Source organism: Bradyrhizobium sp. T-12 (assembly GCF_058314695.1).
In genome coordinates this window covers 530260-547568 of record NZ_CM177756.1, presented here as the reverse complement: position 1 = coordinate 547568, position 17309 = coordinate 530260, and the positions used below count along the sequence as shown (strand labels likewise).

Annotated in this window: 12 protein-coding genes; 4 read left to right on the top strand and 8 right to left on the bottom strand. The window is 64.4% G+C overall.

Annotation, left to right across the window (positions count from 1 at the left end; translation table 11 throughout):
• Nucleotides 1-56 precede the first annotated feature (56 nt).
• From AC0WRY_RS02600 to AC0WRY_RS02590, 3 genes are all read right to left on the bottom strand, one after another.
• Entirely contained in the window at nt 57-998 is a 942-nt protein-coding gene (locus AC0WRY_RS02600; RefSeq protein WP_194404488.1) for an IS110 family RNA-guided transposase, read from the bottom strand.
• Between the two features lie 288 nt (nt 999-1286).
• Nucleotides 1287-3320, bottom strand: coding sequence for a methyl-accepting chemotaxis protein (locus AC0WRY_RS02595; RefSeq protein ID WP_194405545.1), 2034 nt, complete (start codon nt 3318-3320; stop codon nt 1287-1289).
• Between the two features lie 356 nt (nt 3321-3676).
• Nucleotides 3677-5716: a methyl-accepting chemotaxis protein gene (locus AC0WRY_RS02590; protein WP_194405544.1), complete on the bottom strand. Its 2040-nt coding sequence runs from the start codon at nt 5714-5716 to the stop codon at nt 3677-3679.
• Between the two features lie 247 nt (nt 5717-5963).
• Between AC0WRY_RS02590 and AC0WRY_RS02585 the strand changes: the two genes are divergently transcribed.
• Together AC0WRY_RS02585 and AC0WRY_RS02580 are read left to right on the top strand one after the other, a co-directional pair.
• Nucleotides 5964-7130, top strand: coding sequence for an FIST N-terminal domain-containing protein (locus tag AC0WRY_RS02585; protein ID WP_194405543.1), 1167 nt, complete (start codon nt 5964-5966; stop codon nt 7128-7130).
• Nucleotides 7127-8485, top strand: a complete 1359-nt coding sequence (locus tag AC0WRY_RS02580) for an ATP-binding response regulator (RefSeq protein ID WP_194405542.1) — start codon at nt 7127-7129, stop codon at nt 8483-8485. The genes AC0WRY_RS02585 and AC0WRY_RS02580 overlap by 4 nt, the downstream gene beginning before the upstream one ends.
• 144 nt (nt 8486-8629) lie before the next feature.
• Here the strand turns inward: AC0WRY_RS02580 and AC0WRY_RS02575 are convergent, their stop codons facing one another.
• The 5 genes from AC0WRY_RS02575 to AC0WRY_RS02555 form a co-directional block, all read right to left on the bottom strand.
• The gene (locus tag AC0WRY_RS02575) at nt 8630-9322 is read right to left on the bottom strand and encodes a response regulator (RefSeq protein WP_194405541.1); all 693 of its coding nucleotides are present in this window, start codon (nt 9320-9322) and stop codon (nt 8630-8632) included.
• A gap of 103 nt (nt 9323-9425) precedes the next feature.
• Nucleotides 9426-10112: a response regulator gene (locus AC0WRY_RS02570; protein ID WP_194405540.1), complete on the bottom strand. Its 687-nt coding sequence runs from the start codon at nt 10110-10112 to the stop codon at nt 9426-9428.
• A 123-nt stretch (nt 10113-10235) separates the two neighbouring features.
• Nucleotides 10236-11516, bottom strand: a complete 1281-nt coding sequence (locus AC0WRY_RS02565; protein WP_246776402.1) for a c-type cytochrome — start codon at nt 11514-11516, stop codon at nt 10236-10238.
• A 39-nt stretch (nt 11517-11555) separates the two neighbouring features.
• Entirely contained in the window at nt 11556-13271 is a 1716-nt protein-coding gene (locus AC0WRY_RS02560) for a PQQ-dependent methanol/ethanol family dehydrogenase (protein ID WP_246776401.1), read from the bottom strand.
• A gap of 260 nt (nt 13272-13531) precedes the next feature.
• Entirely contained in the window at nt 13532-13861 is a 330-nt protein-coding gene (locus tag AC0WRY_RS02555; protein WP_491122611.1) for an SRPBCC domain-containing protein, read from the bottom strand.
• 523 nt (nt 13862-14384) lie between these two features.
• Between AC0WRY_RS02555 and AC0WRY_RS02550 the strand changes: the two genes are divergently transcribed.
• Together AC0WRY_RS02550 and AC0WRY_RS02545 are read left to right on the top strand one after the other, a co-directional pair.
• Nucleotides 14385-14870: a (2Fe-2S)-binding protein gene (locus AC0WRY_RS02550; RefSeq protein ID WP_194405539.1), complete on the top strand. Its 486-nt coding sequence runs from the start codon at nt 14385-14387 to the stop codon at nt 14868-14870.
• Between the two features lie 82 nt (nt 14871-14952).
• Complete coding sequence (locus AC0WRY_RS02545) at nt 14953-17295, top strand: xanthine dehydrogenase family protein molybdopterin-binding subunit (RefSeq protein WP_194405538.1); 2343 nt, start codon at nt 14953-14955, stop codon at nt 17293-17295.
• The last annotated feature ends 14 nt before the right edge of the window (nt 17296-17309 follow it).

Genomic DNA, 17309 nt, shown 5'->3' with positions numbered 1-17309 from the left:
CGGCGCTCTTAACTCCGCTGTCGTCCCGGACGAGCGCAGCGAAGATCCGGCAACTGTTATGTTGGCCTAGTGTACAGGTACGGCTTTCGATCGCGGATGATGGCGTTGAGGACCGTCAACAGCTTCCTGGCAACGGCAATGAGAGCGAGCTTGGCAGGTTTACCGGCCTGTCGCAGTCGAGCGTAGAAGGCCTTGAATGGATCGGCCCGGCGGACCGCATTGAGAGCGGCCATGTAGAGGGCATCGCGGACGCGCTTTCGGCCCCCGACGATCTTCCGCTTGCCGCGGTAAGCGCCGCTGTCGACGTTGAAGGGAGCCAGGCCGGCGAGCGCGGCCACCTGCTTCGGTCCCACTTTTCCGAGTTCCGGCATCTGCGCGATCAGCTGCATGCAGGTTACGGGGCCCACGCCGGGAAGTGACCGCATCAACTGCGCATCATCGGAGACCTCCGGCTCAGTCTTGATCAGTGCGCTAATATCGGCCTCGATTGCGGCGATCTCATTGTCGAGGACTTCAATGAGCCGACCGATGCGATCGGCCATGGCGCGGTCCTCGGCCTCGCTGCGCCTGTTCTTCTCCTGGGCACGCATGAGAACCAGTTGATCCCGCCGTTTTGCAAGCCCCGCCAGGGCATTGCGGGCAGGATTGGCAGCCTGCTCAGCGGCAGGCTGCATGGCCCGGGCAAAGCTCGCCAGCATCCGGGCATCGATCGGGTCGGTCTTGGCGAGCTGGCCGCTGGCGCGCGCAAAGTCCCGGGCCCGGGCCGGGTTGATCCGGGCAAAGCGGATGCCGGCCTGGCTGAGCGCCTCACGAAGCTCAAGGTCATAGACGCCCGTGGCTTCAAAGACGACCAGCACATCGCATCGCCAACGCGCCGCGATCTGTGTGATGGCCTGCGGCGCGTTGGCGATGCGCTCCGGCACGCCCAGGCTCTCATCGAAGATATCGAGATATCGTTTGGAGACGTCGATTCCGACGTAACGAGGGCGTATGATCATGGTGCCTGTCCCTGTGATGCGAGGTCTGTTGGCGCAGCCTCGTGCAACTGTTCAGGTTGATAAATGGAACGGGCGGGAGACCGAGCCGGCTCACGGCGTCAAGCGCCAAGGACCCAACGGCTTCCCGCCCACTCCACCATGACAGGATTTCGATACACAGGGACCCATACCCACAGGACGCGGCTTGGCGGAGACTCGGAGTTACCCCCTCGCTCTATAACCACTCCCTGTGGTTATGGGTCCCCGCTTTCGCGGGGACGACAACCGAGGGTGAAGCGACAGCGAGGCCTACGCCGCGCGGATATTCCCCATGAAGCGATCGAGCTCGGCGCGCAGACGGGTGCTTTCGGATGACAGCGTCTTGGCCGAGTGCAGCACCTCCTCCGAGGCCGAGCCGGTCTCGGCGGCGCCGCGGTTGACCTGGCCGATGTCGGTGGCCGCGGTCTGGGTGCCCTGTGCCACGGTCTGGACGCTGCGCGCGATCTCCTGCGTCGCCGCGCCCTGCTGCTCGACGGCACTGGCGATCGAGGTCGAGATCGACGAGATCTGGCCGATGGTCGCTCCGATCTCCTTGATCGCGGCAACCGATTCGGCGGTGGCGCCCTGCATGCCCGTGATGTGCGAGGAGATTTCATCCGTCGCCTTCGCGGTCTGGCTCGCCAGCGACTTCACTTCGCTCGCGACCACCGCGAAGCCGCGGCCGGCCTCACCGGCGCGCGCCGCCTCGATGGTGGCATTGAGCGCCAGAAGGTTGGTCTGCTCGGCGATCGCCGTGATCAGCTTGACGACCTCGCCGATCTGCTGCGCCGCATGCGAGAGTTTTCCAATGCGACCGTCGGTCTCCTTGGCCTGCACCACGGCAGCTTCCGCAATGCGGCTGGAATCGCGGACCTGGCGACCAATCTCCTCGACCGAGGCCGACAGCTCTTCCGTCGCGGTGGCGACCGACTGCATGTTGGAGGAGGCCTGCTCGGAGACGCCCGCGACCTGGCTCGACAGGCTCTGGGTGGTCTCGGCGGTCCGGGTCAGCGTTGACGCGGCCGATTCCAGCTGCACGGCCGAGGCCGAGACGTTGGACACGATGGCGCCGACCGCGCTCTCGAAATCATCGGCAAAGCGGATCAGCTCGGCGCGGCGGCTTGCGGCCTGCTCACGGTTCTGCACTTCGCTGGCCGCGGCATCGCGCTCGGCCTTGGCGACAGCCTGAACCTTGAACTCCTCGACCGCGCCGGCCATCTCGCCGATCTCGTCCTTGCGGCCGAGACCCGGCAGCACGACGTCGAAATTGCCCGAGGCGAGCTCCCGCATCGCCTTGCACATCGCGATCATCGGACGCGAGATGCCGTTGCCGAGCATCAGGGCAAGCACCGCGCCGATGGCGAGGCCGCCGAGCGCCAGCATCACCATGAGTCGCTCGGTATCCACGATCGTCGCATTGGCGCTCGCTTCGATGCGCTGCTGATCGGCCGTCAGGTCCGACCGCAGTTCGCCGGAGAGCTTGAGGATGCCCGCCGCCGTCTTGGTCATCTCGCCGTTCAGCTTGACGATGATCTTCACATTCTCCGACAGCTTCGTGAAGGAGGAACGGTACTGCTTCAGCAGATTACCGATCTCGGTGACGCGGTCGGTGATCTTCTGGTCGTTGGCATAGATCGAGACCAGCAGGGTCTCCAGGAATTTGACGCGGGCGATCACGCCATCGGCGGTCTTCGGCTCCGGCTTGGCGACGAAGGCGCTGACCGAGGTGGAGACCGCCAGATATTGCGAGGTGATGTCCTTGGCCGTGGTCTGGACTGAGGCCAGCCCCGCCAGCGCGGCCGTATCGGCGAGATCGTCGAACTTGAACCGGATCTTGTTGCCGACGCTGTTGAGCTCATCGGCCGCGATCTTGTTGTTCTCACGCGTCAGCGTGATGATTTCCCCGAACACCTTGGTGAAGCGCTGGAACTCGGCCTCGAGCTTGCCGACCTCCTCGCGTCGGGCGGCGCCGGTCGTGGCGGACATCGACTTGGCGATCGCGCTCTTCAGATTTTCCTCGGCAGCCTTGGCTGCGGTCTCGTCATCCGCGGCCCCCGTCAGGGTGTAGGCGCGGGCCAGTCCTTGATAGGCGATCAGTTCGCGGTCGACCGTCCGCGCGAGGTCGGCTTCCGAGACGCTGGTGCGATAGGAGGCCACGGCGCCGGCAATCCGCTCGAAGCCGAAATAGGCGAAGGCCATGCTGACGGCGAGGATGGCCAGCACCGCCACGAAGCCGAGGATGATTTTTGCGCGAAACCGCAAAGTTGGCAGCTTCGATTGGTTCGACTTCGACTTGACCGACATTCCCCCACCCCATTCCATTCGCGGAAAACCAGGCGCAGCCGAAAGAGCAGCCCGCTCTCTGACTCGTCCGCACGGTAATCGGCAAAGGATAAGCTGTGGTAAATTTGCGACGCCTGGCTGGCGGTTAGGTGACGCAGAGGAGTTGTTAAGGTCCGCTTTCCCGCGGCGTTACAATTGATCCGCGCGCCAATCTCCGCTGTCGTCCCGGACAAGCGAAGCGCAGATCCGGGACCCATAGCCACAGGGAGAAGTGTGGCGAAGACTCGGAGTTACCCGCTCGCTCCTTAGCCGCTCCCTGTGGTTATGGGTCCCCGCGTGCGCGGGGACGACAGTTGGATATGACGCAACAGCGCGCCTTACGCTGCCCGGATATTGCCCATGAAGCGATCGAGCTCGGCGCGCAGGCGGGTGCTTTCGGATGACAGCGTCTTGGCCGAGTGCAGCACCTCCTCCGAGGCCGAGCCGGTCTCGGCGGCGCCGCGGTTGACCTGGCCGATGTCGGTGGCCGCAGTCTGGGTGCCCTGTGCCACGGTCTGGACGCTGCGCGCGATCTCCTGCGTCGCCGCGCCCTGCTGCTCGACGGCGCTGGCAATCGAGGTCGAGATCGAGGAGATCTGGCCGATGGTCGCTCCGATCTCCTTGATCGCGGCAACCGATTCCGCCGTTGCGCCCTGCATCCCCGCGATGTGCGAAGAGATTTCGTCCGTCGCCTTCGCGGTCTGGCTCGCCAGCGATTTCACTTCGCTCGCAACCACCGCAAAGCCACGTCCGGCTTCGCCGGCGCGCGCCGCCTCGATGGTGGCATTGAGCGCCAGAAGGTTGGTCTGCTCGGCGATCGCCGTGATCAGCTTGACCACCTCACCGATCTGCTGCGCCGCATGCGAGAGTTTTCCGATGCGGCCGTCGGTCTCCTTGGCCTGCACCACGGCAGCTTCCGCAATACGGCTGGAATCGCGGACTTGGCGACCGATCTCCTCGACCGAGGCCGACAGCTCTTCCGTCGCGGTGGCGACCGACTGCATGTTGGAGGAGGCCTGCTCGGAGACGTCCGCGACCTGGCTCGACAGGCTCTGGGTGGTCTCGGCGGTCCGGGTCAGCGTTGACGCGGCCGATTCCAGCTGCACGGCCGAGGCCGAGACGTTGGACACGATCGCGCCGACCGCGCTCTCGAAATCATCGGCAAAGCGGATCAGCTCGGCACGGCGGCTTGCGGCCTGCTCGCGGTTCTGCACTTCGCTGGCCGCGGCATCGCGCTCGGCCTTGGCGACAGCCTGAACCTTGAACTCCTCGACCGCACCGGCCATCTCGCCGATCTCGTCCTTGCGGCCGAGACCCGGCAGCACCACGTCGAAATTGCCCGAGGCGAGCTCGCGCATCGCCTTGCACATCGCGATCATCGGGCGCGAGATGCCGGTGCCGAGCAGGAAGGCGAGAACCGCGCCGAGCAGCGTGCCGCCGATGGCGAGGATCAGAACCAGATGCTCGGTCCGTCCGATGGTCGCTTCCGACTCCTGGTCCAGCCGTTGCTGTTCGGCGACGAGATCCGCCTTCATGGCGGTCGCGCCCTGCAGAATCGCACCGGCCGAGCCGCTCATCTCGGTGACGAGCTCGTCGACCAATTTCGCTTTCGCGATCAGCTTTTCCAGCGCATCGCGATAGGCGCCGAGCAGAGCCTTGGCCTCTTTCAGGCCGGTGACGATCTTGTCGTCCATGGAATAGACCGCGCCGAGCGAGTTCTCGACGAATTTCAGCCGCGCCATCGCACTTGCGCCGACGGCCTGGTCCGAGTTGAGGATGAAGTTGCCCGCGGCTCCACTCGCGGTCTGGAATTGGGCGTTGACCTGCTTGGTGCCGAATTCGATCGCCTGCGCCTCGGAGTCGGAGGCGTTGTTACCGATGTCGTCGAGCTTGTATTTCAGCAGATTGGCGTTGCGCTGGAGCTGGTTCTGGACCAGCAGCGCGCTGTCGCGCTTGGCTTGCAAGATCTTGGCGAAGGTCGCCGAGAAGTTGGAAAATTCCTTCGCCAGCTTGTTGAGGCTTTCGAGCCGGGCCGGGTTCTTCGCGTTCTGGATCGCCTGATCGATCGCGCTCTTCAGGCTGGCTTCGGCGTCCAGCGCCGCCTTGGCGTCGTCTTCCTTGCCGGTCACCACGAAATAACGCGCGGCCGAACGATAGCCGAGCAGCTCGCGATCGATATTGCGGGCGAGATCGGCCTCCGAGACGCTGCTGCGGTAGGATCCTACGCCTTCCGACACACGCTCGAAGCCGAAATAGGCGAAGGCGAGGCTCACCGCCGAGATGGCGAGCACGACCGCAAAGCCCAGGATGATCTTGGCGCGGAACCTCAGGGTGGGAAACAGTGTGCGCTTAGACGACGACGCGGTACGCCCGGACATTCCCACCCCCAAAGATCAGTTCTTGCACGTGCAACGCTGCCCGGGAGCAGCCCCTCCCGGACCCGCGATGAAAATTAGGGCACAATCGTCAAGGGGCGGTAAATTCGTGGCCGAGGGCCGCCTGGCGCGCGGAACGCACGTTCCGCGATTCTCGCCGCCATGTTGCGACCAGGCGAAAAAGGCCATACTCTCTGGGCACTTGTCAGGCACGGCATCAGACCGAGCGGGTCCTTGAGGGAGAAACGGAGTGGGGCAAACCGACTTTCGGTTTGGCGGTGCGTCTGGCGTTGCCGTCGCGAAGTCGAAGGCCGCGGGCGTCGAGCAAGCCGTTGCCGACCTCGCCGCTCAGCTCCCATCCGATGAGCTGGCGCTGCTCCTGCTCTTCGTCTCCCCGAGCTACGATCCGCACCAATTCATCGCGGAGATCAGCCGGCAATTTGACGGGATCCCGGTCTGCGGTTGCACCACCGCCGGCGAGCTGGCGCCCGACGGCTGGGACGAGAACAGCGTCGTCGCGCTCGCCTTCAGTCGCACCGATTTTGCGGCCGTGGTGCGGCCCATTCTCAATCTCGATGGTTTTCACGTCGAGGACGGCCGCAGGATCAGCGCCGAGGCCCGGCAGGAGCTGCTGCGGGCATCCCCCGAGGTCGAGCGCGGAAATTCGTTCGGCCTGGTCCTGATCGACGGCCTGTGCGGCCGGGAAGAAGCGGTGATGTCCGCGATCTATGCCTCGCTGGACGACATTCCCATCGTCGGGGGTTCTGCGGGCGACGGCATGCGCTTCGAGCGGACCTTTGTGTTTCTCGACGGCAAGGCGCACACCAACGCCGCCCTCCTGATCCTCCTGAGCACGTCGCTGCCGTTCCGGGTCTTCAAATGCGATAATTTCGAACCGCGGCCCCAGAAGATGGTGGTCACCGAGGCGGACATCGAGAATCGAACCGTCAGGGAGCTGAACGCCGAGCCCGCGGCGCAGGAATATTCCCGCGTCGTCGGGATCATGGATGCCAAGCTCGACCCGTTCTCGTTCGCCTCGCATCCCGTCCTGGTCCGCGTCGGCGGCTCCTACTACGCCCGGTCGATCCAGCGCGTCGAACCCGACGGGTCGCTGCACTTCTTCTGCGCGATCGACGAAGGCATGGTGCTGACCGCCGCGACATCGCGCAGCCTGGTCGGCACGACACGCGAGGCCTTTGCGGAAACGCGCGACCAGATCGGCGAGGTCTCGCTCTATATCGGCTTCGAATGCCTGCTGCGCCGGCTCGATGCCGAACAGCACCAGCTCGCCCGCGACATGTCCGAGCTCTACCGCCAGAATCGCGTCGTCGGTTTTCATACCTATGGCGAGCAGTTCGGATCGATGCACGTGAATCAGACGTTCACGGGCGTCGCCATCGGCAGGCGTCCCTCGTGACCGAGCTATTGCAGGAGCCAGACACGGTCGAGCAGCTGCAGCGGGAAACCGCGAAGCTGAGGAAGATCAATGCGGCGCTGATGTCCCGCGTCGAGCGCTCGATGGACCAGCAGCTCAACGCCTTCTCGCTGTTCGAGACGGCCATCGCGCTCGACCGCCAGGTCCGGGACCGGACCACCCAGTTGCGCGAGGCACTGCATTCGATCGAACGCGCCAATGAGGGCCTGTATCGCGCCAAGCAGCAGGCCGAGGCCGCAAGCTCGCTCAAATCGTCCGTCCTGATCTCGGTCACCCACGATCTGCTGCAGCCGCTGAACGCGGCGCGGCTGACGCTCTCGGCGTTAGCCGAGATGATGGAGGCACAGCAGGCTGGCCTTCTGATCGACCAGGTCGACCGCTCGCTGGTGACGCTGGAAGATCTGTTGCGGTCGTTGCTGGAGATCGCCAAGCTCGACGCCGGCGCGCTCAGACCCGAAGTGCGTCCGCTCGCGCTGGCGCCGCTGTTCGAGCAGCTTCACAACGAATTCGCGCCGCTCGCTGCGCGGCAGGGCCTGTCCTTGCGCATCCGCAACTCGCCGCTCGCGGTGTGGTCGGACGCGATGATGCTCCGGCGCATCCTGCAAAATCTGCTCGCCAATGCCATCCGCTACACGCGCAGCGGCGGCGTCGTAATGGGTTGCAGGCGGCGAGACGGCCGCATCTGCGTCCAGGTCTCCGACACCGGACCGGGAATTGCGCAGACGCAGCAAGAGGCCATCTTTCGCGAATTCCAGCGCGGTGAAGCCAGTGCCACCGACCAGGCCGGGTTCGGGCTTGGTCTGTCCATCGTCCGCCGCTTCGCGACCGTGCTCGGACACGAGGTGCGGCTGTCGTCGCAGGTCGGCAAGGGCTCGACGTTCGTCCTCGAGCTCGAGCCGGCCGATCTCGCCGAGGTCAGCGACGAGGTGCACGAGACCAAGCTCAGTGAACGCCAATATGGCGGCCTCGAAGGCGCCAAGATCCTGCTGGTCGAGAACGATCCCTCCGGCTCCGAGGCCATGGCCGCCCTGCTGGAAGGGTGGGGCTGCGACGTCGCGACCACGCCATCGGCGGCGGACGCGCTGCTGCGCCTCAGCGAGCTGGGCGGAGCACCCGACGCGGTCATCGCCGACCTTCATCTCGATCACGGCGAAAGCGGATTGTCGGCGATCGCCGATATCCGAGAGCACCTGAAGCTCGACGTGCCCGCGATGATCATCACCGCCGACTATTCCGAGAAGGCCGCCAAGCAGGCGAGCCTCTCCGGCCTCGAAGTGTTGAAGAAGCCGGTCAAGCCCGCCGAGATGCGCGCGCTGCTGTCGTTCCTGCTGAGCTAGCTCCCTGCGCCGGGGCGCCAAACCAAATATCGAAAAACAACCCCATGCACAGTAGCGGTACTAAATTACATTCCGCCAATGGCATGACTTACTTGCCGATCTAGCGGCCGTCGATCGGCGCGACAGGACCGGAAGACATTCGCGTCACGGCTGATCCGGCTGGGCACGATCGTGCTTGGCACGGCCCCCGTCGCTCGCCAGCGTCGCAAAATCGATTTTGGACATTTCGACGATCGCCTTGGTGCGGCTCACGACGTTCAGCTTGCGCAGGATGTCCGAGACATGGACCTTCACGGTGGTCTCGGAAATCTTCAGCTCAAAGGCGATCTGCTTGTTCTGAAGGCCGCGCTTGAGCATTTCGAGGACCCGCAATTGCTGCGGTGTCAGATCATGCAGCCGCTTCAGCAGATCATGAGCGGGACTTGGGGCACGTTGCGGCCGGAGGGCACGATAGGCGTCGGGAAGACAGACCAGCCCCTTCAGCGCCTCGCCGATCGACTGGGCGAGTTCCTGCTTGGACGAGGATTTGAAAATGTAACCGGCGACGCCGAGCGACAAGGCGCCGGAGATGATTCTGGGATCCTGATGTCCCGACACGACGACGACGGGGACCTTCGGGAAGGCCTTGCGGATGCGAACGATGCCCGAGAGGCCGGTCGTGCCCGGCATCGACAGATCGAGCAGGAGGAGATCGAGCTCGGCGCCCGCGGACAGCTGCTCGAGCGCGCCGTCGACTGACATCGCCTGCAGGATCTCGGCCTCGGGCGCCACCATTTGCAACGCGCCTTCGAGCGCCTCGCGGAACAGCGGATGGTCTTCGACAATCAGAAATCGCATCACGCGTCAGCCATTTCCAAATATCTGCCGGATGTCGAACTCTTTTGAGAATGTATCAGCCGGCGCGCGCCGGCTTGATCGAAGTCAACAATGGCGGGGTGGATCATTGCGGCCTGCCGCGGTCGGCCCGCGCATAGGGCCGGTTCCTGGGGTCGGGCAGCTCCATCTTGCCGATCTCGATGATCGCCTTGTTGCGGCTGAATAGCCCTAGCTTGCGCAGGATCTCGGTGATGTGCGCCTTGACCGTGGATTCGGCGAGTTGCAGCTCCTGCGCGATCTGCCGGTTCGGATAGCCGCGCCGAAGCAGGTCCAGGACCCGAATTTGCTGCGGCGTGAGCTCGCGCAGCTTGACCTCGAGCGCCTTGCTGGTCTCGGCTTTTCGCCGCTGCGGCGTCGCCACGAAATCCCGCGGCACCGAGACCGATCCGGAGAGCACGCCCTCGATCGACTGGGCCAGCTCGCGCTTCGACGTCGACTTCGGCAGATAGCCGGCCGCGCCGAGCGCCAGTGCTTCGCGGACCACGTGCTGGTCCTCCTCGCTCGAGACGATGGCGACCGGCAGGCGCGGGTGAGTTTCGCGCAAGCGGAGGAAACCGGAGAAGCCGGTCGCATCCGGCAGCGACAGGTCGAGCAGCGCGAGGTCGATCCCCTGCTCGGCCGACAGGATGTCCAGCGCGTCCTCGATCGACATCGCCTCCAGGATGCGGGCCTCGGGCAAGGCCAGCCGCACGGCATTGCCCAGCGCTTCGCGAAACAGCGGATGATCGTCGATGATCAGGAAGCTGGCCATGGCGCCTTCCAAAGGATCCACCGCGCGAGCGGCAGCAGCGCACCCCTCCTGGACCGGTCCGGCGCCGGGAAGATGCAAGGTGGATGCTACCACATCTTCCCGATCGCGTGCGGTCAAGGGCGTTCAGTCATTCGATTCGACCTGGACCGTCATCAGGAAGGAATAGATGCTGTCGAACTGGGTGTCGGTGAAGACCTCCTTCCACGCCGGCATGCCCTTGGCGGGGCGCCCGTCATGCACGGTCTTCCAGAAGGTGTCGCGCATGTCGTCGCCGTAGCGGTGACGCAACAGCCGCAGATCGATCTTCCGCTCGCTCTGAATGGCGTCGGGGCCGTGGCAATGCGCGCAGGTTCCGTTGAAGATCTCCTTGCCCGCACCGGCGATCTCCGCATTCGGCGCCGTCGCATCGCCCTTGGCCTCGGTTGCCACCACGTTTGCGACTTGCGCCAAAGCGGGCCCCGGTCCGGTCCCGGTCGTGGTCCCCGCCGGCACCGCCTCGGCCGTTCCGAAGCGGACCGGCTGTCCGGCCGGCAGGCCGTATTTCACCGCGAGATCGGCGATCGTCTTCTGAAGTGTCGGCAGGATCGCGTCGACGCGGTCGCGCAGCTCGGTCGATCCCTTCGCAAAACCGATCGCGGCATCCCAGGACAGGCCTTCGCCTTCGGTGAGCCGGATCTGATAGCGATCCCCGTAGGTCGTCATGTTCAGCCAGCCGGCGACCGGCCCCCAGATGAAGGCGACGTCCGCCCTGCCCTGGTCGAGCGCCTGCATGGCCTCCTCGGGCGACAGCACGGTCACCTTCTGGACGTCGTCACGTGTCGCGAGAAGGTTTTGCGGCGTGCTGGCGTATTGGACCGCGACACGCTTGCCTTTGAGGTCGTCCACGCCGCCGATCGCCTGGCCCTTCGCGGCGACCAGGGCATAGCCCTCCTTCGCGAAGCTATTGGAGAAGATGACGGCGGGCCCCATGAAATCCTCGGAGCGCGGCAGGCCGATCATGGCGTCGCATTGCTTGCCGAGCAACGTGACCCGCACGGTGCGCTTGCCGAAATAGGATTTGTACCAGTCGTAAGTGATGGGCTGGCCGAGCGCCTGCGCCAGCGCCTGGCCGATCTCGACATAGAAGCCGGGCTGCGACGGATTATCGCTCGAGAACGGCAGATTGGTCGGATCGGCGCACAGGCGAAACGGTTTTGTGTCGTCGGCATGTGCCAATGCGGTCGATGCGATCACCGCAGACGCGGCGAGCCATGCGAGCCGTCCCGCGATGGTGTGATGTCGGCTCTTGCCGTTAGCTGGATTGATCGGACGCATCCTCATCTCCGGCAGTTGGGAATTGATGGACCAGGCGTTGCGGCACAGGATCTGACTGGTGCCGTCGCCGCGCGATGTCGAGAAAAGCACGCGCGTATCCCGTCTCCTTCGGGATACGCGCGCGAGTGGTCACTGGACGGAGAACACGAAGAGCGAACCGCCCTCGGGGGCTGCGGCCGTCATCTTCTTTCCAACCTCGCCCAGGAACGCGGGCAATGCTGCCGTGCGGCCGACGACGATGGCGACGTATTGCTTGCCGTCGACGCTGTAGGTCACCGGACCTGCGCCGATGCCGGAGCCGAGATTCTTGCTCCACAGCACCTTGCCGGACTTGGCATCGATGGCGCGGAAGTCGCCATGAATGTTGCCGGCGAATACGAGGCCGCCGCCGGTGGTCAGCGTGCCGCCGTTGAACGGCAGGTCTTCCTTGATCGACCAGACCTTCTTCTGGGCGATCGGATCCCAGGCCACGAGCTCGCCGAGGAAGCCGCCGGGACCTTCCTTGGTCGGGAATTCGGCGCCGAGATAGAACACGCCGCGTTTGTAGGCGACGTCGGAGACCGACCAGTCCATGCAGACATTGTTCGAGGGGATGTAGACGAGCCCGGTCTGCGGATTGAAGGACATCGGCTGCCAGTTCTTGCCGCCGATGAGGTTCGGGCAGATGTCCTTGGCGGGATGGTTCGGGCCGGGACGCTTGTCGGGATCCTCGACCGCGCGCATCGTGGCGACGTCCCACTTCTTGGCCCAGTTGGAGAAGACGTATTTCTCGGCCGAGAGCACCTTGCCGGTCTCACGGTTGGCGACGAAGAAATAGCCGTTGCGGTCCGCCTTCATCAGCGCCGGAACGGTACTGCCGCCGATCTTCAGATCCGCGAGCACGGCCTCGTTGACGCCGTCATAGTCCCAGGCATCGGCCGGCGTGGTCTGGATGTGCCACTTGATCTTGCCCGTGTTGGGATCGAGCGCGAGCGTCGACGCCGTGTAGAGGTTGGTCAGCTTGCCGAAATTGCCGTCGCCGGTGGAGCGGACGCCGGTGTTCCACGGACCGGGATTGCTGGTGCCCCAATAGACGGTATCGGTCTTGGGATCGTAGGAGCCGACCAGCCAGGCCGCACCGCCGCCGTGCTGGGCGGAATCGCCCTTCCAGGTGTCGCCGCCGGGCTCGTCCGGGCTGGGAACCGTGAAGGTCTGCCACAGCTGCTTGCCGGTGTTGATGTCGAAGGCCTGCAACGAGCCGCGCACGCCATACTCGCCGCCGCCGAAGCCGGTGATGACCTTGTCGCGCACGACCAGCGGAGGCGAGGTGATGACCGAGCCCTGTTTGTAGTCGACCACCTTCGTGGTCCACAGCGACTTGCCGGTCGCGGCATCGAGCGCCGTCAGCTTGCCGTCGAGACGGCCGACGAAGATCTTTCCATCCGCATAGGAGACGCCGCGATTGTTCACGTCGCAGCAGGCATATTGCAGCACGTCCTCGGGAATTTCCGGCTCCCAGGTCCACTTGCGCGCGCCGGTCGCCGCATCGAGCGCGTAAACGTATTTCGGGCCCCACGAGCTCGACACGTACAGCGTGTTGCCGACGACGATCGGCGAGGATTCGTTGGAGCGCAGCGATGCCAGCGAGAACGAATAGGCCAGCGTCAGCTTGCCGGCGTTCTCCGTGTTGATCTGCTTGAGCGGGCTGTAGCGCGTATTGCCGTAGTCGTGGCCGGCAACGGCCCACTGGTTCTGGTCGGACTGCGCCTTGATCAGCGAGTCGTTGGCGCGAACGCCTGACGTCACGGCGGCGAGCATCGCAACCATCGAGATGCCAGCCAAGAACCCCTTCGTTTCAAAGGTCATGTATTCCCTCCACGATGTTGTTGTGCACGCCACGTTGGACGCCTGAGCGCATTGCGCTCATGATGCGCAGTTCGTCTGCGAGCCATCGTTCGAAATTACAGCATCGACGTTTCGCGCTTAGTATAGGCGGAAGGTAGTAGTGCAAATCATTGGCGAATTTCGTCGCCCATCTCGTTGTCCTGCCTCGCGTCTTGCCCTTGTTTTACAGCTCGAAACGCGTCATCGAATTCAGGCAGCATCGTGCCGCAATCGCGCGGAGGTCACGATGATGGCGCTACCACCGCCGCAAAGTTTTCGAAGACGTTCGCGTCAAGTTTGCGTGACGTCGAACCGATCAATCGCGCGCCGAGCTGTGCGAGCGTGCCGCCAATCTGCGCCTCGGCTTCGTCATGGAGGATGGTGATGTCCCGTGTTTCTTCCGCGAAGGCGACCTTCGCACCGCCCGTGGCAAAATCGGCGGCGCCCTCGCCAACGATGTGGTAGCCGCTCGGCGCATCGATATCGGTCAGCGTCACCTTGCCGCTGAACGTCACCTTCACCGGACCAACCTTCAGCACAACAATTGCCGTCATCTCCGTGGGCGAGGTCATCTCGAGCGATTGGCAGCCGGGAATGCAGCGTTTCAGAATCTCGGGATCGTTGAGCGCGGACTAAGGCGGCACCCGCCGTCGATCAATCGCCAAGGAAGCAGGAGGGGGAGCGCCGGCAACGCTCCGGCCCGCCCGCAGCAAAATCAATGACTTAGCTCTCAATCACCTACTACCAAGATCGCGATTACAAAGCCGCGGGCGCGTGCTCCTATTCAGCCTAAGGAACAAGACATCCAAGGGGAGAATCACGTGCGGCAGGGCTGAACTCGCGCGCGAGCGGCGGCGATGCACGGCGTCGATGCTGCGACGTTGCCTGCAGGCGCGACACCGAACTTTCCAGACCTTCCCGTGCGGCTGCGCCCCATGTTGGCGACGGCCCGGAGCAGCTTGATCGAATCGCGCAACGCGCGACGGCCGCCACGATGACCTTTCCATGACGCGAGGTCACCAAAATGCCAGTTGCAAAGTTCCGTTGCGCTGTCTCTAATTAGAACCAATCAAAATCACTCTGGGAGGACGTCACGTGTCTACAGTCAAACTGACGGTGAACGGCAAGGCCGTTGCTGTCGACGTCGAGGACCGCACGCTGCTGGTCCATCTGCTGCGCGATCACCTCAACCTCACGGGGACCCATGTCGGCTGCGATACCAGCCAGTGTGGCGCCTGCGTCGTGCACATGGACGGCCGCGCCGTGAAATCCTGCACCATGCTGGCGGGCCAGGCCGACGGCGCCAGCATCACCACCATCGAAGGCATCGCCAAGGGCGACGAGCTGCACCCGATGCAGGCCGCCTTCCGCGACAATCATGGCCTGCAGTGCGGCTATTGCACGCCGGGCATGATCATGTCGGCGATCGACATCGTGCATCGCCATGGTGGCCAGCTCGACGAGGCCACCGTCCGCAGCGAGCTGGAAGGCAATATCTGCCGCTGCACCGGCTACCACAACATCGTCAAGGCCGTGCTGGATGCAGCCGGTCGCATGAAGGTCTCGCAGGCGGCCGAGTAAAGCGGCACGCCTCGAAAAGAATCACTGCTGCCGCTCTCGAAGGAGAGCGCAGCCATGAAATTTCCGGTCGGGAGGACCAGACATGGGTGTTGAAGGTATCGGCGCGCGCGTCGTGCGCAAGGAAGACAAGCGTTTCATCACCGGCAAGGGCCGTTACGTCGACGACATCAAGTTGACGGGCATGACCCATGCCCATTTCATCCGCAGCCCGCACGCCCACGCCAGGGTGAAGAAGATCGATTCGTCCGCCGCACTGAAGATGCCGGGCGTGGTCGCAGTGCTTACCGGCCAGCAGATCGTCGACGACAAGGTCGGCAACCTCATCTGCGGCTGGGCCATCACCTCCAAGGACGGCAGCCCGATGAAGATGGGTGCCTGGCCGGCGATGGCGCCGGAGACGGTGCGCTTCGTCGGACAAGCCGTCGCGGTCGTGATCGCCGAAAGCAAGAATCAGGCGCGCGATGCCGCGGAAGCTGTCGTTGTCGATTATGAAGAACTCCCTGCAGTCGCCGACGTCCAGGCCGCGATCAAATCGGGCGCACCGCAGCTTCATCCCGAAGCGCCCGGCAACCAGGTTTATGACTGGGTGATCGGCGACGAGGGCGCCACCGACGCCGCCTTCGCCAAGGCCGCCAATGTGGTCAAGCTCGACGTCACCAACAACCGCCTCGCCCCCAACGCGATGGAGCCGCGGGCGGCGATCGCCGATTACGACGCCGCGGAGGAGCACTTCACGCTCTATACGACGTCGCAGAACCCGCACGTCGCCCGCCTCGTGCTGTCGGCGTTCTACAACATCGCACCCGAGCACAAGCTGCGGGTGATCGCCCCTGACGTCGGCGGCGGCTTCGGCTCCAAGATCTTCATCTATCCCGAGGAGATGGTGGCGCTGTGGGCCTCCAAGAAGGTCGGTCGTCCCGTGAAATGGACCGGCGACCGCACCGAGGCCTTCCTCACCGACGCGCATGGCCGCGACCACGTGACCCATGCCGAGATGGCGTTCGACGCCAACAACAAGATCACCGGCTTCAAGGTGAAGACCTACGCCAATTTCGGCGCCTACATGTCGCTGTTCTCGTCGTCGGTGCCGACCTATCTCTACGCGACGCTGCTGTCGGGCCAGTACAACATCCCGGCGATCCATGCCGAGGTAATCGGGGTCTACACCAACACCACGCCGGTCGATGCCTATCGTGGCGCCGGCCGTCCCGAGGCGAGCTACCTGGTCGAACGTCTCATGGAGACGGCGGCGCGGCAGCTCAAGGTCGATCCGGCCGAGCTGCGGCGGACCAACTTCATCACCCAGTTCCCGCACCAGACGCCCGTGATCATGGCCTATGACACTGGCGACTTCAACGCCTCGCTCGATGCCGCGATGAAGGCGATCGACTACGCAGGATTTGCCGCGCGCAAGGCGCAAGCCAAGTCGCAAGGCAAGCTGCGCGGCATCGGCGTGTCCTGCTACATCGAGGCCTGCGGCATCGCGCCGTCGAAGGCGGTCGGCAGCCTGGGCGCTGGCGTCGGCCTGTGGGAATCGGCCGAGGTGCGCGTCAATCCCGTCGGCACCATCGAGATCCTCACGGGCTCGCATAGCCACGGCCAGGGTCACGAGACCACGTTCTGCCAGCTCGTCGCCGAGCGCCTCGGCGTTCCCATCAGCCAGGTCTCGATCGTCCATGGCGATACCGACAAGGTGCAGTTCGGCATGGGCACCTATGGCTCGCGCTCGGCGGCCGTCGGCCTCACCGCGATCCTGAAGGCGATGGAGAAGATGGAATCGAAGGCCAAGAAGATTGCAGCGCATGCGCTGGAAGCTTCCGAGGCCGACATCGTCATCGAGAACGGCGAGTTCAAGGTGACAGGCACCGACAAGGCGATTGCCCTGCCGATGGTCGCGCTCGCCGCCTACACCGCGCACAATCTGCCTGACGGGATGGAGCCGGGCCTGAAGGAAAGCGCCTTCTACGACCCGACCAACTTCACCTTCCCGGCCGGCACCTATATCTGCGAGCTCGAGGTCGATCCCGGCACCGGCAAGACCTCCTTCGTCAACTTCGTCGCCGCCGACGATTTCGGCCGGCTGATCAACCCGATGATCGTCGAGGGCCAGGTCCATGGCGGCCTCGTTCAAGGCATCGGGCAAGCGCTGCTCGAGCACGCGATCTACGATGCCAGCGGCCAGCCGGTCACGGCCTCGTTCATGGACTACGCCATGCCGCGCGCCGACGATGTGCCCTCCTTCAACCTCTCCCACACCACGACGCTGTGCCCGGGCAATCCCCTGGGCATCAAGGGTTGCGGTGAGGCCGGCGCGATCGGGGCGTCAGCGGCCGTGATCAACGCGATCACGGATGCCATCGGCAAGAACAATCTGGAAATGCCCGCGACCCCTGACCGGGTGTGGCGCACGATCCACGCGGCTTAAGAGGGAGCATCAAA